The following is a 23,413-nucleotide window of genomic DNA, read 5'->3' on the forward strand; positions in this document are numbered from 1 at the left end:
TCGGTGCTGCTCCTGACGCCACGGTAGGAAGCGGCCCGCAACGCCAGACCCCCTCCGCGTTGACGGCACGTGAACCGTGCGCGTCGATCAAGTCGGCCAGTTCACCGGGGCTTCGCCGAACGGCTATCGAGACTCGAGGTTTGCCGGTTCGCGCAGCTCCGCGAGCCGGCTGAGGGTGCGATAGAGATCGGGGACCCGCTCGATCACACCGCCCAGCTCCGCCAGCGGCACGTCGGCGAAGATCGACAGTTCCAGGTCGGCGTCGTAGAGCACGTCGACCAGAGTCACGAAACGCATCACCCAGTCCGGCGGCACCGTCACCATGGGCGGCACCGCGCACACCACCCAGCGGCGGACCTCGCGGGTGAGCCCCAGGAAATCGGCCGCCGACACCGGGATCCCGCACAGCTCCGCGAAATCGACGGTGAGCTCCCCGTTTTCCAGCGCTCGGGCATGCAACCGCCGATGCGCGACGGGCAGGTCGACCGCGCCGCTCACCGGGCACGCCCCGACCGCGTAGTGCCCGGCGGCGAAGCCGGTGTGCCGACCCCCGAGCGTGCGGTAGTCCCGCGGCCCGTCCACCGCCACCACGTCCAGGTGCTCGAGGATGCGCTCGATGGTCGGCACGAACATGCCGTGCATGAGGGGGTTGGGCAGCAGATCCTGCGGCGGATAGTTCGAGGTCACCACGAGGGTGACGCGCCGGGCGAACAGCGTGTCCAGCAGTCGCGCGACCAGCCGGGCATCGCCCGAGTCGTGCACATGGAATTCGTCGAAGCAGATCAGATCCGCGTCGCCGAGCAGCGCGTCCACCGAGGCGTCGATACTCCCGTACTCGTGGATTCCGGCGTTCAACTGCGCGAAGAAGGCGTGGAAGTGGTAGCGCCGCTTGCGATTCGATGACGCCGATGCGAAGAAGCGGTTCATGAGCATGGTCTTGCCGCGCCCCGGACCGCCGTACAGGTACAGCCCGCGCGGCCGCCGCCACCTCCGGCCCACCCGCTCGGCAATGGCGTCCAGCCGCTCGGCGGCGTAGCACTGGTCGGCATCGAGCACGATCTCCGGCGTTTCCATGACACCCTCCCTGCATCCTCTACTCTTATAGAGCTTCCTCTATAGTTGTAGAGGACCACGGAGATGCAGAGGAGCAAAGGTGACCACCTCCACACCCGACCGGCGCACCCTCATCGTGGACAGCGCCATCGATCTCATTGCCACACAAGGACTCCGGGCCCTCACCCACCGCGCCCTGGACACCGCGCTGGAACTCCCAGCGGGATCGACGTCCTACTACTTCCGCACCAAACGGGCCCTCGTGGCGGCCATCGTGGACCGCATCGCCACCCGCTCCCGCACCGACTTCGCGGCCGGGCAAGCGGACCTGGCGGCGCCGACGGGAGCACCCGGAACCCTCACGGACAGCGCCCGGGACCGACTGGCAGCCGGCATCGCGGGCTGGCTGGATCGCCTACTGGGGCAACGCCGCAACCACCTGATCGCCCGCCACGCCCTCATCATCGAACTGCTCGGCGATGCCGAAATGCACGACAAACTCGCGAGCTCGCTCTTCTCGCACCGGCACGCAACCGCCCTGTTCGAAACCCTCGGCGCATCCGATCCGGCCACTGCCGCAGCCGATTTCATCGCCGTCCTCGAGGGCCTGGTCTTCGACCGCTTCGCCGGGGCCCGCATCGGTCTCGCGCCGGGCACCGCGAAAAGCGTGAATCAGCTGGCGGCCGTACTGGCCACCCAGTTCAGGGTCATCAGCTAGCGCGGTAGCGGATATCCCAGATGCGCATGTTCGGCCACGGCGGCTGCTTGACCACGGCCAAGGTGCCGAGGGTCGCGGCGATCAGGCCGGTGAGGACACCGAGGGTCGCGATTCGGGAGCCGTCCACGGCCGGCTCCCATTTGACCTCACCGTTGCGGATGACGAATATGCCGATCGGCCGCGACCCGCGCCATCCACTCACGGCAGCGACAGTAATGATCGTGGTCCCGTCGGAGGTCTCGTGCGGTTCCCCGTACACCGGCGCGCTCCCCATCGCCGGCAGCTCGTTCAACCGTTCCCGCAAGGTCATCGCGATCCCTTCCCCACAGACGAATTGCGCCCCAATCTACGCCTCCGCCGGTAACCGCCACCGAATCTCGCTTAGCCGCACCCTTTTCGGGGAACGCGACGCCATGTCCGGATATCTCGGGACAACCCCCGTAACAGCACCGGCGCCGACTTCTGTCGACCAGCCATCCAGCACGGCGACCATGCCGAATACCTGCCGAATATTGCTGACACTAATGCCGGAGACATATCCTGAGATATATGAAAACGATGATCGACCTCGATGACGAAGCTCTCGCCCTGGCCGCCAAGGAACTCGGAACCACCACGAAGAAGGACACGGTCAACGCCGCGCTCAAGTTCGTGGCCGAGCGCAGGCAACGCATCGAACAGATCCTCGACGACCCGTACAGCATTGGGATCGGCCCGGATATCGGCGATCCCGAGGTCATGCGCCAGGCCCGCCGTTGAACGAACCCACGCCGCTCCGGCTGCATCTCATCGATACTTCGGCCGCCGCGCGGATCGGAGACGATGCCGTACGCGCCGTGATCACCGGGCTGATCGCCAACCGAGCCGCGGCCACGTGCGTGACCGTTGATCTCGAAGCCGGATACTCGGGCCGCAATCTGGCCGATCTGCAGAAAATCGCGCAACGCCGCCGCGCCCTCTACGTGAACCTGCCCGTCAACGAGGCGATCGCTGACCGTGCGCGTGAGGTTCAGCAGTTGCTCGCTCGCCAAGGGCTGCATCGCTCAGCCGGAATTGTCGACCTCATGACCGCTGCCGTCGCCGAATTCCACGACGCGGTCGTCGTCCACTACGACGCGGACTTCGAACACATCGCCGCGGTCACCCGGCAGCCCCATGTGTGGGTCGTGCCGAAGGGCACCATCGACTGATCGTGGCCGAGGACGCCTGGATCGACGGAGTCGCGATCGCCGGCAACGCCGCCCAGTTCCGCACCCGGCTCGGCACACTCTTCGAGGGCACGAATTCCCTTGGCCTGTTGCTCTTCCCGCCCGATCGCCTGAACGATCAGCTGCACCGTTCGGCCTCGGAGGTGCTCGCGTTCAGCAATGAGTCCAGTGCCCGCGCGGTATCGGTGCCCGGCGCCGCCGTGTAGGCGATGAGGGCCCGTACCCCGGGATCGGCCGGAATATCCAGCAGTTCGTAATCCAGCTGCAGGTCGCCGACGACCGGGTGGTGCACGACGTAGCGGCCGTATTGAAAGTCGCTGACCTCGTGCGTCTCCCAGTACTCCCGGAACTCGGGACTGCGTTCCGACATATCGCGCAGCATGGCCCGCAGTTCCGGGTCGTCGGGCCGGTGGCTGGCCTGCAGTCGCATATCCGCGGCGATGTGCCCGGCGACGAGCGCCACATCGGCCGTGATGGCCCGGATGTGCGGGTCGAAGAAGACCAGGTGCATCCACGTGCGTTCGGATTCGGGCAGTTCCGCGAAATCGATGCCGAACACCGCCACCGCGGCGGCGTTCCAACCCAGGATGTCGGTGCGATGCCCGACGATGTACGCGGGCGCGTGGGTCATGGAATCGAGCAATTGCTGCAGCCCGGGGCGCAGCGGTTCGCCCGCCCGGGAGAGCGAACGCGGTGGACGCGCCAGATTGCGCAGGTGCCGTCGCTCGTCCTCGCTCAGGAGCAGGGCGGTGGCGATGGCATCGACGATCCCCTCCGAAACCGCCTCGGCCCTGCCCTGTTCCAGCCGCACGTAGTACTCGACACTCACCTCGGCCAGATGCGCGACCTCCTCGCGCCGCAACCCGGGCACCCGACGCCGCCCCCACACCGGCAAGCCGATGTCCTCGGGCCGCAATCGCGCCCGGCGCGACCGGAGAAACTCGCCCATTTCAGACTTGTCGGACACCGCGCCGATTCTATGCGGAAGGCCCGGACGATCACCGTGATCGCCCGGGCCTACGCGGGGAACTAGTTGGCCGTGAGGACCAGGCCGGAGGTCGGGACGCCGGTGCCGGCGGTGACCACGATGTTCTCCAGGCCCTGGACCTGATTCACGGAGGTGCCGCGGATCTGGCGGACGCCCTCGGCGATGCCGTTCATGCCGTGGATGTAGGCCTCGCCGAGCTGGCCGCCGTGGGTGTTCAGCGGCAGGCGGCCGCCGATCTCGATGGCGCCGTCGACGATGAAGTCCTTGGCCTCGCCGCGGCCGCAGAAACCGAGCTCCTCCAGCTGCATGAGGACGAAGGGGGTGAAGTGGTCGTAGAGGATGCCGGCCTGCATGTCCTCCGGCCGCAGCCCGCTCTGCGCCCACAGCTGGTCGCCGACCAGGCCCATCTCGGGCAGCCCGGTCATGGCGTCGCGGTAGTAGCTGGTCATGACGTACTGGTCGGCCCCGGAACCCTGTGCGGCGCCGGCGATCAGCGCGGGCTTGTTGGGCAGATCCTTGGCCCGCTCGGCGCTGGTGACCACGATGGCCACGCCGCCGTCGGTCTCCTGGCAGCAGTCCAGCAGGTGCAGCGGCTCCGCGATCCAGCGCGAGGCCTGGTGCTCCTCGAGGGTGATGGGCTTGCCGTAGAAGTGCGCCGCCGGATTCACGGCCGCGTGCTTGCGATCGGCGACGGCCACCCGGCCGAAATCCTCACTGCGCGCGCCGTATACGTGCATGTAGCGGCGCGCCACCATGGCCACCTGCGCGGCCGGGGTGCCCAGGCCGTGGGTGTAGGAGAACGCGTTGTCCACACCGGAGGAGCTCGGGTTGCCGGTCGCGAGGTGAGTCGCGAACTGCCCGAAGCGGTTTCCGGAACGCTCGTTGAAAGCCCGGTAGGCCACAACGACATCCGCCACACCGGTCGCGACCGCCATGGCGGCCTGCTGCACGGTCGCGGCGGCCGCGCCGCCGCCGAAGGGGATGTTGCTGAAGAACTTCAGGGACGGGATACCGGCGGCGCGCGCCACGGCGGCCTGGGTATTGGTGTCCATGGTGAAGGTCGTCAGGCCGTCCACATCGGCGGGCGTGAGCCCCGCGTCGGCCAGCGCGGCGGTGACGGCCTCGGCGGCCAGGCGCAGTTCGCTGCGGCCGGAGTCCTTGGAGAAGTCGGTCGCGCCGATGCCGACGATGGCGGCGCTACGGCTCAGCCCACTCACTGTGCCTCCTGCAGGGAAATGACGGCTTTCGCCGTGATGTGGTCGCCGAGCGAGTCCTTGCCGACCACGTCGATGGTGATGTCCGCGCCATCCACCGCCGCCACGGTGCCGCTCAGAGTGAGGGTGTCACCCGCGTACAGCGGCACGCCCAGCCGCAGCGCGATCGACCTGACGATGGCCCGCGGCCCCGCCCAGTCCGTCACGAACCGCTGCACCAGACCGGTGTCGGTGAGGATGTTGACGAAGATGTCCTTGGACCCGCGCTCGACCGCCTTGTCACGATCGTGGTGCACGTCCTGGAAGTCCCGGGTCGCCAGCGCCGTCGAGACGATGAACGTGGTGTCGGCGTGAATCACCAACTCCGGCAACACGGTTCCGACCTGCACGGCCGAGAGCTCCACGGGCTCACCCGTCGCCCCACCGCCACCCCTGATGGAATCGCTCCGCGATGCTGTAGTCATTGCACGGCCTCCCAGTAGGGCACGGTGTTGTCGTCGTCGAGCTTCAGGAAGCCCACCTCGACCGGCAGGCCGACCTCGACCTCACCCGGCTCGATGCCGCGCAGCTCACCGAGCATGCGCACGCCCTCCTCCAGTTCGACCAGGGCGATCACGTATGGCAGCTGCCGTCCGGGCACCTTGGGCGCGTGGTGCACCACGAAGCTGAAGACGGTGCCGCGACCGGAGGCGACCACATAGTCGGTCTGCTCCGAGTGGTCCTTCCACAGCGCCGGAACCGGCGGGTGCTGCAGCGAGCCGTCGGGCCGCTGCTGGATCCGCAGCTCACCGAGTTTGATTCCGTCCCAGAAGAACTCGGTGTCCTTGGAGACGGTCGGCCGCACGCGCTTGGCCAGGTCTTCGGCGGATACCTCGCCGGACTCCTTGGGAGCGGCCGTCTTTCCGGTGCCGGGCGCGAACTTCAGCATGCGGAACTTCATCTCGGTGACCAGCTCGTCACCCACGTACCAGTTGGTGAGGTAGGTGGTGAACCAGCCCTCGCCGAGCCCGGTCCGCTTGGGGCCCACGATGTCGCCGATGCTGGACCGGACCGTCACCTGCTCGCCGAGCTGCAGGTAGCGGTGGTAGACCTGCTCGCAGTTGGTGGCGACCACCGAGGTGAAGCCGGCCGCGTCGAACAGGTCGTTGGTGCGGGTCATCGGGTCGTCGTCGGCCCGGACGCCGCCCAGTCCCAGCATGGTCCACACCTGCGCCATGGCGGGCGGGGCCACGATACCGGGGTGCCCGGCCACCTTGGCGGCGGCCTCGTCCACGTAGATCGGGTTGGCGTCGCCGAGGGCCTCGACCCAGTTGTTGATCATGGGCTGGTTGATCGGATCGCGCCCCGTGCGCGCGGCGGACTCACCGTCCGCCTTGATCTTCTCCAGGCCCTCGCGGATCTCGTCGGCCGTGAAACTCTTCGTCACGCTCTCTCCTCTGCGATCTAGCGCGGAACCCGCGGCAAGCGCAGGCCCATCTGAGCGATCAGCTCTCGCATGACCTCGTTGACGCCGCCGCCGAAGGTCACCACCAGGTTCTGCTTGGTCCGCTTGTCCAGCCAGACCAGCAGTTCCGCGGTGGTCGGGTCGGCGGGATCGCCGAAGCGGCCCACGATCTCCTCGGCCAGGCGGCCCGCCTGCTGCAGCGCCTCGGTGGAGAACACCTTGGTCGCCGAGGCGTCGGCGATGACATCGCGCGGATCGGCGTCGGGGCGTTCCATATTGGAGGCCACCTGCCAGTTCAGTAGCTCGTTCAGCCGCGTCATGGCGTGCAGGCGGCCCAGCGAGCGCCGCACGTCGGCCTCGCCGAGCACGCCCTGGGCCTGCGCCCAGTCGTGCACCCGGTGATAGAGCTGCTCGATCTTGCCGGACGGGCCCAGGCTCACCCGCTCGTGATTGAGCTGCGTGGTGATCAGCTTCCAGCCGCCGTTCTCCTCGCCGACCATCATGTCCGCGGGCACGCGGACATTGTCGAAGTAGGTGGCGTTGGTGTGGTGCGCGCCGTCGGCGGTGATGATCGGCGTCCACGAGTAGCCCGGGTCCCTGGTGTCCACGATCAGGATCGTGATGCCCTTGTGCCGGGACTCCGCGGAACCGGTGCGGCAGGCCAGCCAGACGTAGTCGGCCTCGTGTGCACCGGTGGTGAAGATCTTCTGCCCGTTGACGATCCAGTCGCCGTTGGCGTCGCGCACCGCGGAGGTGCGCAGGGCGGCCAGGTCGGTGCCGGCGTCCGGCTCGGAGTAGCCGATGGCGAAATGCACTTCGCCGGTGAGGATTCCGGGCAGGAACTTCTGCTTCTGCTCCTCGGTGCCGAACGACTGCAGCGCCGGGCCGACGGTCAGCAGCGTGACCAGGGGAACCGGCACGTCGGCACGGACCGCCTCGTTGTAGAAGATCTGCTGTTCCAGCGGACCGAAGCCCTGCCCGCCGTACTCCTTGGGCCAGCCGACGCCGAGCTTGCCGTCGCGGCCCATGCGCTTGACCACCGTGCGGTAGGCGTCACCGTGCCGGTTCACCAGCATCTCGGCCTCCTCTTCGGGAGTCACGAGACCGGTGAAGTACGTGCGCAGTTCGTCGCGCAGCTTGCGCTGCTCCGCGGTCAGTTCGATGAACATCTGGCTCCCAAACGGTCCAGCCGGAACGATTCGCCGCCGAGCCAGCGGGCGATGTCCTTGGCCTGTGAGTAGTAGCGGTGCAGCGGATGGGTGATATCCACCCCGAGACCACCGTGCAGGTGGTGGCACTTCTGCATGGCCGCGGGCAGTTCCGCCGCCACCGTGTACGCCAGCACGTCGAGATCGTCGTCGATGCGCTCCAGGTGCTCGGCGCCCTGTTCGTCCTGGGCCAGCGCCCAGATGGCCGAGCAGGCGGCCGCGTGCAGCGTCCGCGAGGCCACGTAGACATCCGCGATCTGCTGTGCGACAGCCTGGAATTCGGCCAGCGGGCGGCCGAACTGCTGACGGGTGCGCACGTGCTCGGCGGTCAATGACACCACGCCCGCGAGCAGGCCGTCGGCCACCGCGCCGAGGCTCGCCAGCGCGAACCGGTGCAGTTCGGTCAGCCCGCCGGGGAGCAACTGCTCGGCCGGAATCACGACCTGGTCGAACTGGAGCGAAAACTCCGGCACGCCATCGGAAGTCGGGCTCGCGGTGCGGGTGATGCCCGCGGCGTCACCGTCCACCACGGCGATGCCGTTGTCGGTGGGCACCAGGATCCAGCGCGCGGTGTCGGCGTAGGGCACCGCCACCTTGCGGCCGGTGACACGCACGGTGGCGCCGTCGGTCACCGCGGTGGTCTCCGGCTTCACGGTGAACGGCGAGCCGGTCTCGTGCAGGGCGGCGGTCAGTACCGCGCCCTCGGCCACGGCCGGAAACACCTTTTCCGCCAGGGCATCCGGCAGGCCGATCGCCTTCAGCGGCAGCACGCCGAAGCCGAGGGTGACCAGTGCGGGCGCCTGCGCGGCGGCGCGGGCCAGCTCCGTGAGCATGGCCCCGACCTCGAGCAGGCCCATATCGTCGCCGCCGAAGCGTTCGGGCAGCGGCACGGCCAGCAGGCCGCTGTCCGCGATGATCGGCCACAGCGCGATATCACGCGCGCTGTCGCGTTCCAGCAAACTTACGACAACCTCGGCGACAGCGTCCTGGCTCTCGTCCCTGGTGAAGTCCAATGCAATGCTCCCGGTTCAGGTGTGGACTAGCCGTGCGACTCGCGGGGCAACCCGAGGATCCGTTCACCGGCGACGGTCAACAGGATCTGCTCGGTACCGCCGGCAATCGACAAACAGCGTGTGAGCAGGAATTCTTTCACCGCGTCGGTTTCCAGAGCACCCGCCGCACCAGACAGTTCGACGGCGAATTCCGCAACCGCCTGCCGGTGTCTCACACCGACCAGTTTGCGCACGCTGCTCTGCGCGGCAGGGTCCCCGCCGGACAGCAGCTTCTGCGCCGCACGAGCTTCCAACAATGTTCCGGCAACCGATTCCGCAACGAGCCCGCCGAGCCGGTCCGCGACCAGCTCCGCACCCGGGCCCGAGGCCGGCGCGGCGGCGATCAGCGCCTCCAGCTCGTCCCCGATTCCCTTGCCGCCCATGGCGACCCGCTCGGCCGACAGGGTGGAACGCGCGATCTTCCAGCCATTGCCGAGTTCGCCGACCAGGCAGTCGTCCGGAACGAAGACGTCGTCGAGGAACACCTCGTTGAAGCGCGCCTCACCGGTGATCTCCACCAGCGGCCGGATGTCCAGCCCCGCGCTCTTCATATCGACCAGGAAGTAGCTGATGCCCTTGTGCTTCGGCACGGACGCGTCGGTGCGCGCCAGGCAGATGCCCCAGGTGGCGCGATCCGCCAGCGAGGTCCATACCTTCTGGCCGCGCAGCTTCCAGCCGCCCTCGACCCGCTCGGCCACCGTGCGCAGCGCCGCCAGATCCGACCCGGCGCCCGGCTCGGAGAACAGCTGGCACCAGATGACCTCACCGGTCAACGTCGGCATGGCGTAGCGCTCGATCTGTTCGGGGGTGCCCCACTGCAGCAGCGTCGGGATCGCCCAGTTGGCAATCGCGATGTCCGGCAGCGCGATACCCGCCTGGCGGATCTGATCGTCGAGGCGCGTGCGCAGCAGGGGTCCGGCGCCGCGACCGTAGGGCGCGGGCCAGTGCGAGGCCAGCAGTCCGGCCTCGGCCAGCGCGACCCGCTGCTCGGGCTCCGGCAGCGCCGCGATCTTGGCCAGGTCCGCCGCCAGCACGGCCGCCTCGGCGACATTCAGACCGGCTGTCTCCCAGTCGGATCCGGGCTCGCCGTCGGCGCCCAGGTCGACGCCGACCGTGCGGCGCATGCCGGCCAGGGTCAGCTCGGCGACCCGGGCCCGCCAGCGCGCGGTGCCGCCCAGCAGCTGCCGCAGCGCGGTGGCTCGGCGCAGATACAGATGCGCGTCATGTTCCCAAGTGAAACCGATTCCACCCAGAACCTGAATGCAATCCTTGGCATTCTCCACCGCGGCATCCAGCGACATGGACAGGGCGACGGCGGCGGCCAATTGCAGTTCCGCACTACCACTGTCCACCGCGGCGGCCGCATCGGCTGCGACGGCGCGAATCTGTTCGGCCCGGCACAGCATCCACGCGCAAATGTGTTTGACCGCTTGGAATTCGCCGATCTTGCGCCCGAATTGTTCGCGCACCTTCGCATATTCGGTGGCGGTCTCCAGGCACCAGCCCGCGATGCCCGCGGCCTCGGCGGCGACCAGGGTGGCAGCCAGGTCCAGCACCGAGAAGCCGGGCTCGAAGAGGCGATCCACGGCCACCGCGACGTCCGCGCACACCACGCGCGCCAGCGGCACGGTCTTGTCGATGCCGGCGAGCGGCTCCACAGTCAGCCCGGCGGCGTCGGCGTCGATCAGCGCCCACAGGCGACGGTCACCGTCGCGCACCGGGACCAGCACCGCCGTACCCGGTGCGGCACCCGGAACCGAGTCCCACTCACCGGACACCGTAGCGCCCGATTCGCCCACGGATATCGCGATTTCGCCCGCGAGCGCGACGCCGCATGGCGTACTCTCGTCGAGCGCCTCGCCGGCGACGAGCCCCGCCAGCGCCGTCGAGAGCACCGGTCCGCCGACCAGGTCATGTGCCGCCTGCTCCACCAGCACGGCCAGATCTCCGACGGTTCCGCCCGCGCCCCCGGCCTCCTCCGGCACCGCGACCCGGAAAATTCCGAGATCGGCCAGGCGCGGCCAGTACTCGCGCCAGAAATCGGGCGCGCCGGAACGCAGTTCCGCCTGTGCTCTGGAACGCATCGTTGCAATTGGGCGCACGGCGGTTGCCCATCCGCGCATCGACTCCTGGACGGCTTTATGCTCGTCAGTGGTGGCTATGGTCACACTCCATACCGCCTTTCCGGCGTGACTTCAGCTCCTAGAACATGTTCTAATGTTCGAGCCGGGCGGAAGTCAAGCGCCGTCCCGGTCGCGGTACGAACTCGTGCCCAGCCGACGCTGGGTGAGATGAACCGAACGATTCGTGCAGGAAAGGACTCTCAACCGATGGCCAGTCCCTCCCGATCGCAGGCCGCCGACGGGGTGCCCGGTGGACGCACCGCGCCCGTCACCACCCTCAGCGAGGAGGATCTGAGCTCGGCGGCGCAGCGCGACCGACGCAAGCGCATCCTCGACGCCACGCTCGCGCTGGCATCCAAGGGCGGCTACGACGCGGTCCAGATGCGAGCGGTCGCCGAACGCGCGGATGTCGCCGTCGGCACGCTCTACCGGTACTTCCCGTCCAAGGTGCACCTGCTGGTATCCGCCCTGGCCCGGGAATTCGAGCAGTTCGAGGGCCGGCGCAAGCCCCTCGCCGGGGCCACCCCGCAGGAGCGCATGCACCTGCTGCTCACCCAGGTCACCCGGGCCATGCAGCGCGACCCGCTGCTCACCGAGGCCATGACCCGCGCCTTCATGTTCGCCGACGCCTCCGCGGCCGCCGAGGTCGATCGGGTCGGCAAGGTGATGGACCGGTTCTTCGCCCGTGCCCTCTCCGACGAGGTTCCCAGCGACCGCCAGCTCGCCATCGCCCGGGTCATCTCCGATGTGTGGCTGTCGAATCTGGTTGCGTGGCTGACCCGCCGCGCCTCGGCCACCGATGTGACCGAGCGCCTGGAGCTCACCGTCGATCTGCTCATCGGCAGCGGCAACGAATAGCGAGTAGCACGAACGCACGCTTGCGTTCGCTCGATGCACAACGGGCTGCCCGGTCCGGAGAACCGGGCAGCCCGTTGTGTGTTTGCTGGAACCCTCCTGGTCAGCGGGGGTGAACGCGGAGCAACCCGCGCGTGTCTCACAAAAGGCGTGAACGACCCGGAAGTGTCTCGTAAACGCTATGTATCACCGCACACACGAGTGAGCAATCAAGACCCAGTAGCATCACTCGCGCCCTGAAAAATCTCCTCCGATCACTAGGTTGGATGCGTGAGCGCACAGGATTTGTCACTGGAACTTCGCCGTGCCCTGTCGGCCATCGCCCGCGTGCCACGGTTGCTGGTCGCTTCGGACTACGACGGGACGATCGCGCCCATCGTCTCCGACCCGACGAAGGCCTATCCCCATCGGGAGTCGGTGAGCGCCTTGCGCGCTCTCGCCGGACTCACCGGAACCACCGCCGCCGTGATATCCGGTCGCGCCCTGCGCGATCTCGCGGCCCTGTCCCGGCTGCCCGTCGAGGTGCAGCTGATCGGCAGTCACGGTTCGGAATTCGATGTCGGCTTCGTGCATGCCATCGACAACGACGCCAAACAGCTGCTGCAGGAGGTCACCACGACCCTGACACAGATCGCTCAGGATAATCCGGGCGCTTCCGTCGAGATCAAACCGGCCAGCGTGGCCCTGCACGTCCGCAATACCAGCCCCGAAATCGGCCGTCGCGCAGTCTTTGCGGTGCGCCAGGGCCCGGCCAGCTGGGTCGGCGTGCAGACCACCGAGGGCAAGGAGGTCATCGAACTGGCGGTGGTCGAGACCGACAAGGGCGCGGCACTCGATATCGTCCGGCATCAGCAAGGCGCCTCGGCCGCACTGTTCATCGGCGACGACGTCACCGACGAGAAGGCCTTCAAACGCCTCTCCGGACCGGACGTCGGCATCAAGGTCGGCGACGGCGATTCCCTGGCCGAATACCGGGTCGCCAGCACCGAGGAAGTGTCGAAGGCGCTGGCGTTCCTGCTCGAGGAACGCCGCACGTGGTTGGCAGGTGCCTCCGCCCCTCGAATCGAGCGGCTGACCATGCTGGCCAGCCCGCGCTCCAAAGCCCTTGTCACACCGGACGGCACCGTCACCTGGCTGTGCCACCCAGAACCCGATTCCGCCGCCGTCTTCGCCCATCTACTGGGCGGACCGGGCGCGGGCCAGTTCACCATTCAGCCCGAGCGCGCGAGCCTGCCGCTGTCGCAGCGGTATGTCGACGGCACCATGACCGTCGAAACCCGTTGGTCCAGTTTGCAGGTCGTCGACTACCTGCCGCACGACGTGGTACCCGAGCGCACCGACCTGACCCGCGTCATCACCGGTGACGCCAAAGCGGTCATCACCTTCGCGCCGCGCCCCGAATTCGGGCAGGTGCCGGTGCGGCTGCTGCACGCCACCGGCGGGCTCAAGGTGGAGGGCCCCAACGACCCGATCGTGCTGCGCTCCCCCGGCGTGGAATGGGAGATCACCGACGACGGCAACCACCACACCGCCCGCGCCGTGGTCGACCCGCGCCAGGGACCGATCGTGCTCGAAATGCGGTGCGGCACCTCCGATCTCGCACCTGCTATGCGGGCCGAGTCGGACCGGCGCCGGGAGGCCGAGCGCTACTGGGCCGAATGGGTGGGCACGCTCGAACTGCCGCCGCTCAAGCCGGATCTGATGAAGCGCTCCGCGCTCACCCTGCGCGGGCTGGTGCACGCGCCATCCGGATCCATCCTGGCCGCGGCCACCAGCTCGCTGCCCGAGGACATCGGCGGCGTGCGCAACTGGGACTACCGCTACTGCTGGCTGCGCGACGCCTCGCTCACCGCGGCCGCGCTGGTCTCGCTGGGCTCGCTCGGCGAGGCCGAGGATCTGCTGGCCTGGGTGCATCGGGTGCTCGAGACCCTGCCCGGACCCGAGCGACTGCACCCGCTGTACACGCTCTACGGCGAGACGCTGCCCCCCGAGGCCGTCATCGACCAGCTGCCCGGCTACGCCGGTTCGCGGCCGGTGCGCGTCGGCAACGCGGCGAACATGCAGGTTCAATTGGACGTGTTCGGGCCCATCGTGGATCTCATCTCCCAGCTCGCGCACGCGCGGGAACGCAAGGGCATCAACGATCCCGCGAAGGCGCTGCCGGACCCGGACTGGGAACTGGTGCACGCCATGGTGTCCGCGGTGCAGCGCCGCTGGCGCGAGGCCGACCACGGCATCTGGGAGATCCGCGGCAATCCGCGCCACCACGTGTACTCCAAGGTCATGGGCTGGCTCACCGTGGAACGGGCGCTCACCCTGTCCCGGCAGTTCGGGCGGCCGGCGGACCCCGAGTGGGAGCCGCTGCGCGACGCCATTGCCGACGAGGTCCGCACCGAGGGCTGGAACGACGAAGTCCAGTCCTACACAGCGGCTTACGACGGCACCGACCTCGACGCCGCCACGCTGCACATCGGCCTCAGCGGGCTGATCGAGCCCTCGGATCCGCGGTTCGCGGCCACCGTGGTGGCCACCGAGGCCGAGCTGCGCAGCGGATCGACGGTGTACCGGTACCACCACGACGACGGGCTGCCCGGCGGCGAGGGCGGGTTCCACCTGTGCGCCGCCTGGCTGGTGGAGGCGTATCTGCTCATCGGCAAGCGGGAGGACGCCGAGGCGTTGTTCGCTCAGCTAGTGGATGTGGCGGGACCGACCGGTCTGCTCTCCGAGGAGTACGACCCGGTCGCCGAACGCTCGCTCGGCAACCACCCGCAGGCGTACAGCCACCTCGGCCTGCTGCGCTGCGCGCAACTGCTGAGCCTGCCGGTCGCGGCGATGACCTAGGCCGGACCGCACCGCACGACCGAAGCGGCCCCCGCGAGCATCCGTTCGCGGGGGCCGTTTTCTGTGCGGCCGAGGTGCGTTTCTGCGTGGCGGAGGCAGGCCGCGGGTGTTGCGGGCCACATCTCCCAACCTGGGGCTAGGGACCCAACGGTCGTTTGCGCTACATTCAAATGGCAATCGTTTTCGTTTCTAGTACGCCGCTGTGCCAGGAGTACCCCGCGTGACCACCAGCTTCGCCCGAGGATTCGCCGTGTTCGCCGCCGGACTTGCGACGGTCGCCACCGTGACCGCCTGCGGCAGTTCCAAGAGCTCCGATCAGCCGACCGTCGTCGCCTCCACCAATGTCTGGGGCGATATCACCCGGGCCGTCGCCGGGCCGGACGTGACCGTCGAATCGATCATCAACGACCCCACGGTGGACCCGCACTCGTTCGAGGTCTCCCCCGCCGACGCCGCCAAGATCACCGATGCCAAGCTGGTCGTCTACAACGGCGGGCGCTACGACGAGTTCATCGACAAGGCCATAGCGGGCCGGAACACGAAGACGGTCAACGCCTTCGACATCGCCACCGAGGGCGACCACGCACACGAGAGCGGTTCGGCCGCACCGACTTCCGCGCAGACCGAGGCCGCCGGTCACGACCACGAGGCCAATGAGCACGTCTGGTACGACCTCCACCAGGTCGGCCACATCGCCCAGCACATCGCCGACGCCCTCGGCGAGATCGACCCCGGCCACAAGCAGGCCTTCGCCGACCGCGCCGCCGCCTTCGCCGCGCAACTGGCCCCCATCGAGGCCGTGACCGCGAAGATCGCCGCCGAGCATCCGAACCAGCCGGTCCTGCAGACCGAGCCGCTGGCCGCCTACCTGCTCACCGCCGCCAAGGCCGACGACAAGACCCCGCACGCCTTCCAGGAGGCCGTCGAACAGGGCACCGACCCCGCGCCCCAGGATGTGGCCACCGTGCGAGACCTGCTGAGCGCCAAGCAGGTCCGCGCCCTCGTCTACAACATCCAGACCGAGGACAAGCTCACCAAGGACCTGCGCGCCACCGCCGACAAGTCCGGCGTTCCCGTCGTCGAGGTCACCGAAACCCTCCCCCGGGGCCTGGACTACGTCACCTGGATGACGAACAACGCCCAGTCCCTCGCCAAGGCGCTGTCCTGACCCGCCCCACCGAGCAGAGGACAGCCCGCTGAACCACCGGAGCACACCGCGGTCGCCGAGCGCCCACCCCGCGCCCGCCGACTCGGCCGTGCCCGAAACCCGTTCGGCCACAACCCTCGACGCCGACCCCGTACGCACCAGCACCACCACCGCCGCATCCGGGAGTACCACCATGACCGCGAACCCCGCGCAGGCCACCACGAACCTCGCGCAGGCACCCGACACCGGCGTGACGACACCCAAAAGCGGTTGCGCCCTCACCGGAGCCCGCCCCCGCACCCCCTCCGGCCGCTCGACCTGCGCCGAGACTCCTCCTCCGTCGACCGACTCCGCTCCCGTCGCCGACACGAACACCATTGCGGCGCAGGCCGAAACGACGGCGAACGCTACCACCGGCGCGCCGGCCACGGGCGCTGGCAACACGCGCGGCGGCCGGGTCGCACCGGCCGTGCGGCTCTCGAATGCGCGGCTCTCGTTCGGGGAGCGGACGTTGTGGCAGGGGCTGGATCTCGAGGTTGCGCCGGGGGAATTCATTGCGGTGCTGGGGCCCAATGGGTCCGGGAAGACCTCGTTGATGCGGATGCTGCTGGGACAGCTGGGGCTGACCGCGGGGACCGCGGAGGTCGCGGGATCGCCGGTGCGGGTGGGAAATCCGGATATCGGGTATGTGCCGCAGCAGAAGACCATCGAGGGCGGGGCGCAGCTGCGCGGGGTCGATCTCGTCGGGCTCGGGGTGGACGGGCATAGGTGGGGGCTCGGCCTGCGCGGGCGCAAGGAACGCAAACGGAAAGTGGCGGCGGCGATCTCGGCCGTGGGGGCGGAGAGGTTCGCCTACGCGCCGCTGGACGCGCTGTCGGGCGGCGAGCAACAGCGGCTGCGGGTGGCGCAGGCGCTGGCCGGTGATCCGCGGGTGCTGCTGTGCGACGAACCGCTGCTGTCGCTGGATCTGGCGAATCAGCGGCTGGTCTCCGAGCTCATCGACCGGCGGCGGCGCACCCACGACACCGCGGTGCTGTTCGTGACGCACGAGATCAATCCCATTCTGCCGCTGGTGGATCGGGTGCTGTACCTGGTCGACGGGCAGTTCCGGATCGGCACGCCCGACGAGGTCATGACCTCCGAGACCCTGTCCGAGCTCTACGGCACCGAGGTGGACGTGCTGCGGGTGCGCGGCCGCCTGGTGGTCGTCGGCACCGGCGACGCCATGGACGTCCTCGGGGAATCCGGTGCGGCCCACGGTCACGGTGAGCAGGCACAGGAGGCCCGGGCATGATCGACAAGCTGTCCAAGCTGTTCTCGCAGATGTTCGACGTCTCCACCACCGCCCATCTGCTGTCCTACGACTTCGTGCAGCAGGCGGTGCTCGCCGCCGCCCTGCTCGGCCTGCTGGCCGGGGCCATCGGCCCGCTCATCATCAGCCGCCAGATGTCCTTCGCCGTGCACGGCACCAGCGAGCTCTCGCTGACCGGCGCGGCGGCCGCGCTGCTGGCCGGCATCGGCGTCGGCCTGGGCGCCATCATCGGTTCGGTGGTGGCGGCCGTGCTGTTCGGCGTGCTGGGTTCCCGTGCCCGCGAACGTGATTCGGTCATCGCCGTGGTGCTGTCCTTCGGCCTCGGCCTGTCGGTGCTGTTCCTGTGGCTCGGCCCGGAACGCGCGGGCTCCAAGTTCTCGCTGCTGACCGGTCAGGTGGTCAGCGTCGGGAACTCCGGGCTCGGCCTGCTGGCCACCTGCACCGCCGCGGTGCTGGTGGTGCTGGCCGCCGTCTACCGCCCGCTGCTGTTCGCCAGCGCGGATCCGGAAGTGGCGGTGGCGCGGGGTGTTCCGGTGCGGGCGCTGTCCATCGTGTTCGCGGTGCTGCTCGGCGTGACCGCGGCCTTCGGCGTCCAGATCGTCGGCGCGCTGCTGGTGCTCTCGCTGCTGATCACTCCCGCCGCCGCGGCCGCCCAGCTCACCGCCAGCCCCGCCCGGGTGGCGATCCTGTCGATCGTGTTCGCCGAGATCGCCGCCGTCGGAGGCATTCTGCTGTCGCTGGCACCCGGTGTCCCGATCTCGACCTTCGTCACCACCATCTCGTTCACGATCTACCTGATCTGCCGGGTGGTCGGCAGCCGTACCCGCAACCGCCGCAGAGTCCTCGTCGCCGCCTGAGTTCCGGGCCGGATCCCGCGAAACCGGCTGCGACACCGCGATCTACCGCAAGGGGGGCGGCGGATCGCCCCCACACGCCTCTCCCGGACAACGACTCCTCGGCCCGGGAGGGCGTCCGCGGGTCAGCTGCCCTCGCCCGCCAGCGCGAACAGGCCGTCGGGGGTCTGCTCGATGAGACCGTCGACCAGCAGCGAATCCAGCGCCCGATCCCGCTGGCCCGGATCGCGAGTCCAGGCCAGGTCCAGGCGAACCCGCTCCACCGGACCCGACGCCCCGCGCAGGACGTCGAGCAGGCGGCCCCGTGCCTGCCGGTCGGTGCCCTCGTACTTCTGCACGCGCCGCACCACCTCGGAGGCCGGGCGGCCCGCGGTGACCCAGGCGCACGCGGGAAGTGGACAACGCTCGCAATCCGGGGTCCGCGCGGTGCAGATCAGCGCGCCCAGTTCCATCAGGGCGGCCGACATGACGGCGGCCCGGTCGACCCGCGCGGGCAGCAGGGCCTCGGTTTCCGCGAGATCGCGGTTCGCGGGATTGCCCGCCTCGGCGCGGCCGTGCACGGCGCGGGCCACCACGCGGCGAACATTGGTGTCCACCACCGGAACACGCTGCCCGTACGCGAAACAGGCCACGGCACGGGCGGTGTACGCCCCGATCCCGGGCAGGCTCAGCAGCACGTCCACGTCGGCCGGCACCTCGTCGCCGTGCTCCTCGGCCAGCACCCGGGCGCACTCGTGCAACCGCAGCGCGCGCCGCGGATAGCCGAGTTTGCCCCAGGCGCGCAGCACGTCCCCCTGCGGTGCGGTGGCCATGGCGGAGGGCACCGGCCAGCGGGCCACCCACTCGCGCCAGATGGGTTCGACCCGCACCACCGGCGTCTGCTGCAGCATGATCTCACTCATGAGGATCTGCCACGCCGTGACGCCGGGCCGTCGCCACGGCAGGTCCCGCGCGGTCTCGCCGTACCAGTCGATGAGCGCGTCGCTGTCCACCTTCGCCTCCTCCCGGCCGTTTCGGAGGCGGGAAATCCCGCACGCCGCCACGCGCGATGGTATCCATTTCGGCGAGGCCGGTTTCCGCCCACCCGGCGGCTCACCGAGCGCGCGGCGATCCGATCGGCGCGTCTTTGCCGGACCGTAACGCTGAGGACTCGCCGGTAACCAGAGGGCTATGGAAAATGGGACGCATGCCGCATAACAACCCGATCAGTGCCTGGAAAGCCTTGCGTGAAGGCAACGAGCGCTTCGTCAACGGCGCGTTGCAGCACCCTAGCCAGGGCGCGGCCGACCGGGCCAAGCTCGTCGCCGGGCAACAGCCCTCGGCAGTTCTGTTCGGCTGCGGCGATTCTCGCGTCGCCGCCGAGATCATCTTCGATCAGGGTCTCGGCGACATGTTCGTGGTCCGCACCGCCGGTCACGTCATCGACGCCTCGGTGCTGGGCTCCATCGAATACGGCGTGCAGGTGCTGTCGGTGCCGCTGATCATCGTGCTCGGCCACGACAGCTGCGGCGCGGTCCGCGCCACCATCGACGCCCTCGATCACGGCAACGTCCCCGGCGGGTTCATCCGCTCGGTCGTCGAGCGTGTCACCCCGTCCATCCTCATCGGCCGCCGCGAGGGCCTGGAATCGGTCGACGAGCTCGAGGCCCGCCACGTCGAGGAGACCGCCCGCCTGCTCATGCAGCGGTCGATGATCATCTCCCAGCGGGTGGCCACCGGCGAGTGCGCCATCGCCTGCGTCACCTACAACCTCGGCGACGGCGAGATCAAGCTGCACCGCGTCATCGGCAACATCGGCGAAGTGGTCTAGCCCGCTCGACCGGGGTGGCGTCGTTTCGGCGGTGGATGCGCGTTCCGCGCCGGCGGGCGGCGGAATTTACCGCCCCCGTAGGCGCTTTCACGTCCGACACGCCGACACCCTGCTCGGGATGACCCGGACGGTGCCCTTACCGTTGTCACCGTGCTGGAACCGAACGGACCACTGCCACCCGAAATCTACTGGCGCCGTCGCGCGGTCGCGATCGGCGCGATGGTGCTCGGCCTCGCGCTGGTGATCTGGGTGGCCTTCGCGCTGTTGAAGGGCGGCGGCGACCACAAGACGGACGCCAAGGCCACCACCTCGAGCGCCGCGGCCACCGCCAAGCCGAGCAGTTCCTCGAGCGCTCCGGACCCGAGCTCGGCCAAGCCCTCCGGCGCCCTCCCGAGCGCCGCCGCCCCGGCCGCGCTGGGTCAGTGCCCCGACCAGTCGCTCGCCGTGAAGGTGACCGTCGGGCAGCCCACCTACAAGGTCGGCGAGCAGCCGCAGTTCGGCATCGTCATCACCAATATCTCCAGCGCCGCCTGCGAACGCGACATGGGGTCGGGCCTGCAGCTGGTCCAGGTCCAGTCCCTGGACGGCCAGCGCAGGCTGTGGTCCAGCACCGACTGCTACCCGGACGGCACCGCCGAAATACGCACCCTGGCACCCGGCCAGCAGGCCGCCTTCACCGTCACCTGGTCCGGCGCCACCTCTCAGCCCAACTGCGCGGGCGACCGCGTTCCCGTCCCGGCGGGCCCCTACACCGTTGTGGCGCAACTCGGTTCGGTCCGCAGCGCCCCCGAGCCCTTCAATCTCGCCTGAATTCAGCACACTGCGGCGGAGGCCGGGATCCGATCGATCGGATCCCGGCCTCCGCCGTTTTTCGAGAATTCCGGTAATTGCGAACCGAATTCAGGTCCGGATCGAATTCGATTCCGCGGCCTCATTCGATTTCGGCTGTCATTCCGCCATTTCCGCCGGGGCCTGCGCACCGCGCCGCCGGCGCAACCCGGTAACGGCAAGGGCGGCACGGATATCGGCGACCTCACGCAGGGTCATGCTGCGGCCGGTGCGCTCCGCGCCCGGCGGTACCAGAGCCTCGGTGAAGCCCAGCCGCTCCGCCTCCGCCAACCGGCGGGTCAGCCCGGTCACCTGGCGCACCTCGCCCGCCAGCCCCACCTCGCCCAGCACCACCAGGCCGCTGGGCAGCGCCAGATCCTGGCTGGCGCTCGCAATGGCGAGCGCGACGGCCAGATCCGCGGCGGGCTCTGTGAGCCGCATACCGCCCACGGTGGCCGCGTAGACGTCCTGCTTGCCCACGAAGACGCCGCCGCGGCTCTGCAGGACAGCCAGGACCATGGAAACGCGGTTGTAGTCCAGCCCGCTCACCGCGCGCCGCGGCGCGGGCGCCTGGGTGTCCACCGTCAGCCCCTGCACCTCGCCCAGCATGGGCCGCTTGCCGTCCATGGCGACCGTCACCGCGGTTCCGGGCACCGCGTCGCCCCGATGGTGCAGGAACAGCCCCGAAGGGTCGTCCACGCAATGGATTCCAGCCTCCCGCATCTCGAAGCAGCCCACCTCGTCGGTGCTGCCGAAGCGGTTCTTGATGCCGCGCACCATGCGCAGCGACGAGTGCTTGTCGCCCTCGAACTGCAGCACCACGTCCACCAGGTGCTCGAGCGTGCGAGGACCGGCCACCGCGCCGTCCTTGGTGACGTGCCCGACCAGCAGCACCGCGATCCCGCTCGCCTTGGCCAGCGAGGTGAGCGCCGCCGTCACCGACCGCACCTGGGTGACACCGCCGATCACGCCGTCCGCGTCGGCGGCCAGCATGGTCTGCACCGAGTCCACCACCAGCAGTGAGGGTTTCACCTGCTCCACGTGCCCGAGAATGGTCGCCAGATCCGATTCCGCGGCCAGGTAGACCTTGTCGTGCACCGCGCCCGTGCGGTCCGCCCGCAGCCGCACCTGCCCCGCCGACTCCTCCGCGGTCACGTACAGCGCGATCTCGTCGCGCGCCCGCGCCCACCGGTGCGCCACCTCGAGCAGCAGCGTCGACTTGCCCACCCCGGGCTCCCCGGACAGCAGCACCACCGACCCGGGAATGATCCCGCCGCCCAGCACCCGATCCAGCTCGGACACCCCCGTCGACCGAGCCTGGGTCTTCTTGGAGTCGATGCTCGAGATCGGAGCGGCCGCCGTGCTCGGCAGCATCGCCCGCCGCCCCACCGCGACCACCGACGCGGACGCCGCCATCTCCTCGATGGTCCCCCACGCGTTGCAATCCGGGCAGCGCCCAACCCATTTGGCGACCTCGTGCGAGCAGTCCGCGCACCGGTACAGCGATTTCACCTTGGCCACGCCGGGCAGCCTAGCCAGCGCCCCCGACAGGGTGCTTTATTTGCCCTCCGCTTCGCTCCGGGCGGGGTTCGCGGCCCTGAGGTCTCGATTCTTCCCTCCTCCGCTCCAAGGCGGAGGTCTATCAAGCCGCGGTGCAGAATCGAGACGGCCGCGAACCTCATTGCCTACCAAACACAACAGTGCCCGCACCCGGTGTTCGGGGCAGGCACTGTGCGGCTTCGGCGCGAAGGGCTACTCGCCGCCCTTCCTCTCCTGCTTCGCAGGCTCCGGGCGCGGGTTGTTCGCGCCGGCGTCGACCGGGACGTTGACGACGACCGTGCCGCCCTCCTTGAAGACGAAGGTCAGCGGGTAGGTCAGGCCCGGGGTGACGTCCTTGGTGAGGCCGGTGACCTCGATCAGGACGGGCTTGGCGTTCGGGTCGATGGCCTTGTCGGAGGCCGGCTCGCCGGCGTTCTGCTCATGCATGGCGGCCGCGGCGGCCGCGTCCTTGGCGGTCGGCTTGTCGGCGACGACGGTGGTGGACGGCTTGATCTCGATCTTGTCGGCGATCTTGACCTGGCCCAGGTCGGTGCTGATGCTGACCAGTTCGTCGGTCGTGCTGTCGCTGAGGTTGACGGCACTGAAGGCCAGCACGGCCTTGCCGCCCTTGGCGTTGTTGTACTCCTCGGTCTGCGGGAGCAGGAAGCGCACGTCGCGCAGCGCGATGGAGCCGGCATTGGCGGCGTTGCCGTTGACGGCGGCGACCTGCGTGGCGGTCTGCGAGACCTGACCGGCGCCGCAACCCGACAGCGCGAGCACCGCACCCGCGGCGAGTGCAGCAACTGTCACGGCACGCCGCCGCGACTTCGACGCAGTGGTGGCTTTCAGGGCAGTCACGGGGTCCTCCATGTCGACCGGGCTAACTCCACTATGGAGAGTAGTAGTCAATGAGAGTAATGCGTCCCTCCCCCCGCTCTACACGCGGGCGGTGTCGCATGCGCGTGGCGTGAGCCCGCCGCGGCGGCCCGGCGCGGGCGCGACATCTCACAGAACGACCGGGCGGGATGTGTCAGGGGCCCTGACAGAGATTCGGAGACGACTTCTCGAGTGATGCATTGATGTTTATGAGAGGGCGCTCGGTCGCGTATGCGAAGTACGCACTCGCATATGCACGCGAACTTCGCGATGCGCTATCCCCTTATGCCACAACGGGATGCACACGTTTTGCGTTCTGTCAACCCCCGCCGCCGCTCCGTTG

22 protein-coding genes are annotated in these 23,413 nt (G+C 69.1%); 10 read left to right on the forward strand and 12 right to left on the reverse strand.

All coding sequences use genetic code 11. From position 1 onward, the window contains the following. Positions 1-123: 123 nt before the first annotated feature. Positions 124-1,074 carry a cell division protein ZapE gene (gene zapE, locus ACIRRA_RS02405; RefSeq protein ID WP_402761971.1) on the reverse strand — a complete coding sequence of 317 codons (951 nt, stop codon included), beginning with the start codon at positions 1,072-1,074 and terminating at the stop codon, positions 124-126. Between the two features lie 79 nt (positions 1,075-1,153). On the opposite strand from zapE, the gene ACIRRA_RS02410 reads away from it, so the two are divergent. Beyond that, positions 1,154-1,771: a TetR/AcrR family transcriptional regulator gene (locus tag ACIRRA_RS02410; protein ID WP_402761973.1), complete on the forward strand. Its 618-nt coding sequence runs from the start codon at positions 1,154-1,156 to the stop codon at positions 1,769-1,771. Here ACIRRA_RS02410 and ACIRRA_RS02415 read toward each other — a convergent pair. Beyond that, positions 1,764-2,081: a hypothetical protein gene (locus tag ACIRRA_RS02415; RefSeq protein ID WP_402761976.1), complete on the reverse strand. Its 318-nt coding sequence runs from the start codon at positions 2,079-2,081 to the stop codon at positions 1,764-1,766. The genes ACIRRA_RS02410 and ACIRRA_RS02415 overlap by 8 nt on opposite strands. Positions 2,082-2,320: 239 nt before the next feature. Here ACIRRA_RS02415 and ACIRRA_RS02420 point away from each other — a divergent pair, with 239 nt between their 5' ends. Beyond that, positions 2,321-2,530, forward strand: coding sequence for a type II toxin-antitoxin system VapB family antitoxin (locus ACIRRA_RS02420; protein ID WP_402761978.1), 210 nt, complete (start codon positions 2,321-2,323; stop codon positions 2,528-2,530). Then, positions 2,527-2,961: a PIN domain nuclease gene (locus ACIRRA_RS02425; protein ID WP_402761979.1), complete on the forward strand. Its 435-nt coding sequence runs from the start codon at positions 2,527-2,529 to the stop codon at positions 2,959-2,961. The genes ACIRRA_RS02420 and ACIRRA_RS02425 overlap by 4 nt, the downstream gene beginning before the upstream one ends. 136 nt (positions 2,962-3,097) lie before the next feature. Here ACIRRA_RS02425 and ACIRRA_RS02430 read toward each other — a convergent pair whose 3' ends face one another. From ACIRRA_RS02430 to ACIRRA_RS02460, 7 genes are all read right to left on the reverse strand, one after another. Further along, on the reverse strand, positions 3,098-3,946 hold the full coding sequence (locus ACIRRA_RS02430) for a helix-turn-helix transcriptional regulator (RefSeq protein WP_402761982.1): 849 nt from the start codon (positions 3,944-3,946) through the stop codon (positions 3,098-3,100). A 62-nt stretch (positions 3,947-4,008) separates the two neighbouring features. After that, a complete protein-coding gene (locus ACIRRA_RS02435; RefSeq protein WP_402761985.1) occupies positions 4,009-5,184 on the reverse strand; it encodes a lipid-transfer protein in 1,176 nt (391 codons plus the stop codon). Continuing rightward, positions 5,181-5,645 carry a MaoC family dehydratase gene (locus ACIRRA_RS02440; protein ID WP_402761988.1) on the reverse strand — a complete coding sequence of 155 codons (465 nt, stop codon included), beginning with the start codon at positions 5,643-5,645 and terminating at the stop codon, positions 5,181-5,183. The genes ACIRRA_RS02435 and ACIRRA_RS02440 overlap by 4 nt, the downstream gene beginning before the upstream one ends. After that, positions 5,642-6,607: a bifunctional MaoC family dehydratase N-terminal/OB-fold nucleic acid binding domain-containing protein gene (locus tag ACIRRA_RS02445; protein WP_402761990.1), complete on the reverse strand. Its 966-nt coding sequence runs from the start codon at positions 6,605-6,607 to the stop codon at positions 5,642-5,644. Before ACIRRA_RS02445 ends, ACIRRA_RS02440 begins: the two co-directional genes overlap by 4 nt. Before the next feature lie 17 nt (positions 6,608-6,624). Then, positions 6,625-7,794, reverse strand: a complete 1,170-nt coding sequence (locus tag ACIRRA_RS02450; RefSeq protein ID WP_402761993.1) for an acyl-CoA dehydrogenase family protein — start codon at positions 7,792-7,794, stop codon at positions 6,625-6,627. After that, entirely contained in the window at positions 7,779-8,846 is a 1,068-nt protein-coding gene (locus tag ACIRRA_RS02455; RefSeq protein ID WP_402761994.1) for an acyl-CoA dehydrogenase family protein, read from the reverse strand. The genes ACIRRA_RS02450 and ACIRRA_RS02455 overlap by 16 nt, the downstream gene beginning before the upstream one ends. Positions 8,847-8,872: 26 nt before the next feature. Continuing rightward, positions 8,873-11,053, reverse strand: coding sequence for an acyl-CoA dehydrogenase (locus ACIRRA_RS02460; RefSeq protein ID WP_402761997.1), 2,181 nt, complete (start codon positions 11,051-11,053; stop codon positions 8,873-8,875). 162 nt (positions 11,054-11,215) lie between these two features. Here ACIRRA_RS02460 and kstR point away from each other — a divergent pair, with 162 nt between their 5' ends. From kstR to ACIRRA_RS02485, 5 genes are all read left to right on the forward strand, one after another. Continuing rightward, on the forward strand, positions 11,216-11,866 hold the full coding sequence (gene kstR, locus ACIRRA_RS02465) for a cholesterol catabolism transcriptional regulator KstR (protein WP_040854337.1): 651 nt from the start codon (positions 11,216-11,218) through the stop codon (positions 11,864-11,866). 267 nt (positions 11,867-12,133) lie between these two features. Further along, complete coding sequence (gene otsB / locus ACIRRA_RS02470) at positions 12,134-14,704, forward strand: trehalose-phosphatase (RefSeq protein WP_402762000.1); 2,571 nt, start codon at positions 12,134-12,136, stop codon at positions 14,702-14,704. A gap of 220 nt (positions 14,705-14,924) precedes the next feature. Next, positions 14,925-15,872 (forward strand): metal ABC transporter solute-binding protein, Zn/Mn family, encoded by a 948-nt coding sequence (locus tag ACIRRA_RS02475; protein WP_402762003.1) that lies wholly within the window; start codon positions 14,925-14,927, stop codon positions 15,870-15,872. Positions 15,873-16,320: 448 nt separating this feature from the next. Beyond that, a complete protein-coding gene (locus ACIRRA_RS02480; protein ID WP_402762263.1) occupies positions 16,321-17,145 on the forward strand; it encodes a metal ABC transporter ATP-binding protein in 825 nt (274 codons plus the stop codon). Beyond that, positions 17,142-18,020 (forward strand): metal ABC transporter permease, encoded by an 879-nt coding sequence (locus ACIRRA_RS02485; protein ID WP_354831350.1) that lies wholly within the window; start codon positions 17,142-17,144, stop codon positions 18,018-18,020. The genes ACIRRA_RS02480 and ACIRRA_RS02485 overlap by 4 nt, the downstream gene beginning before the upstream one ends. A gap of 122 nt (positions 18,021-18,142) precedes the next feature. On the opposite strand, the gene ACIRRA_RS02490 is transcribed toward ACIRRA_RS02485, so the two are convergent. Beyond that, positions 18,143-19,009 carry an A/G-specific adenine glycosylase gene (locus tag ACIRRA_RS02490; RefSeq protein WP_402762006.1) on the reverse strand — a complete coding sequence of 289 codons (867 nt, stop codon included), beginning with the start codon at positions 19,007-19,009 and terminating at the stop codon, positions 18,143-18,145. 194 nt (positions 19,010-19,203) lie between these two features. On the opposite strand from ACIRRA_RS02490, the gene ACIRRA_RS02495 reads away from it, so the two are divergent. Continuing rightward, on the forward strand, positions 19,204-19,827 hold the full coding sequence (locus ACIRRA_RS02495) for a carbonic anhydrase (RefSeq protein WP_402762009.1): 624 nt from the start codon (positions 19,204-19,206) through the stop codon (positions 19,825-19,827). Positions 19,828-19,977: 150 nt separating this feature from the next. After that, positions 19,978-20,637: a DUF4232 domain-containing protein gene (locus ACIRRA_RS02500; RefSeq protein ID WP_402762012.1), complete on the forward strand. Its 660-nt coding sequence runs from the start codon at positions 19,978-19,980 to the stop codon at positions 20,635-20,637. Between the two features lie 138 nt (positions 20,638-20,775). Here the strand turns inward: ACIRRA_RS02500 and radA are convergent, their stop codons facing one another. Then, entirely contained in the window at positions 20,776-22,176 is a 1,401-nt protein-coding gene (gene radA / locus ACIRRA_RS02505; RefSeq protein ID WP_402762015.1) for a DNA repair protein RadA, read from the reverse strand. Positions 22,177-22,407: 231 nt separating this feature from the next. Then, on the reverse strand, positions 22,408-23,052 hold the full coding sequence (locus ACIRRA_RS02510; RefSeq protein ID WP_402762018.1) for a hypothetical protein: 645 nt from the start codon (positions 23,050-23,052) through the stop codon (positions 22,408-22,410). Positions 23,053-23,413: the final 361 nt, after the last annotated feature.

The sequence above is a fragment of the Nocardia sp. NPDC101769 genome (assembly GCF_044766925.1).
GTDB lineage: Bacteria > Actinomycetota > Actinomycetes > Mycobacteriales > Mycobacteriaceae > Nocardia.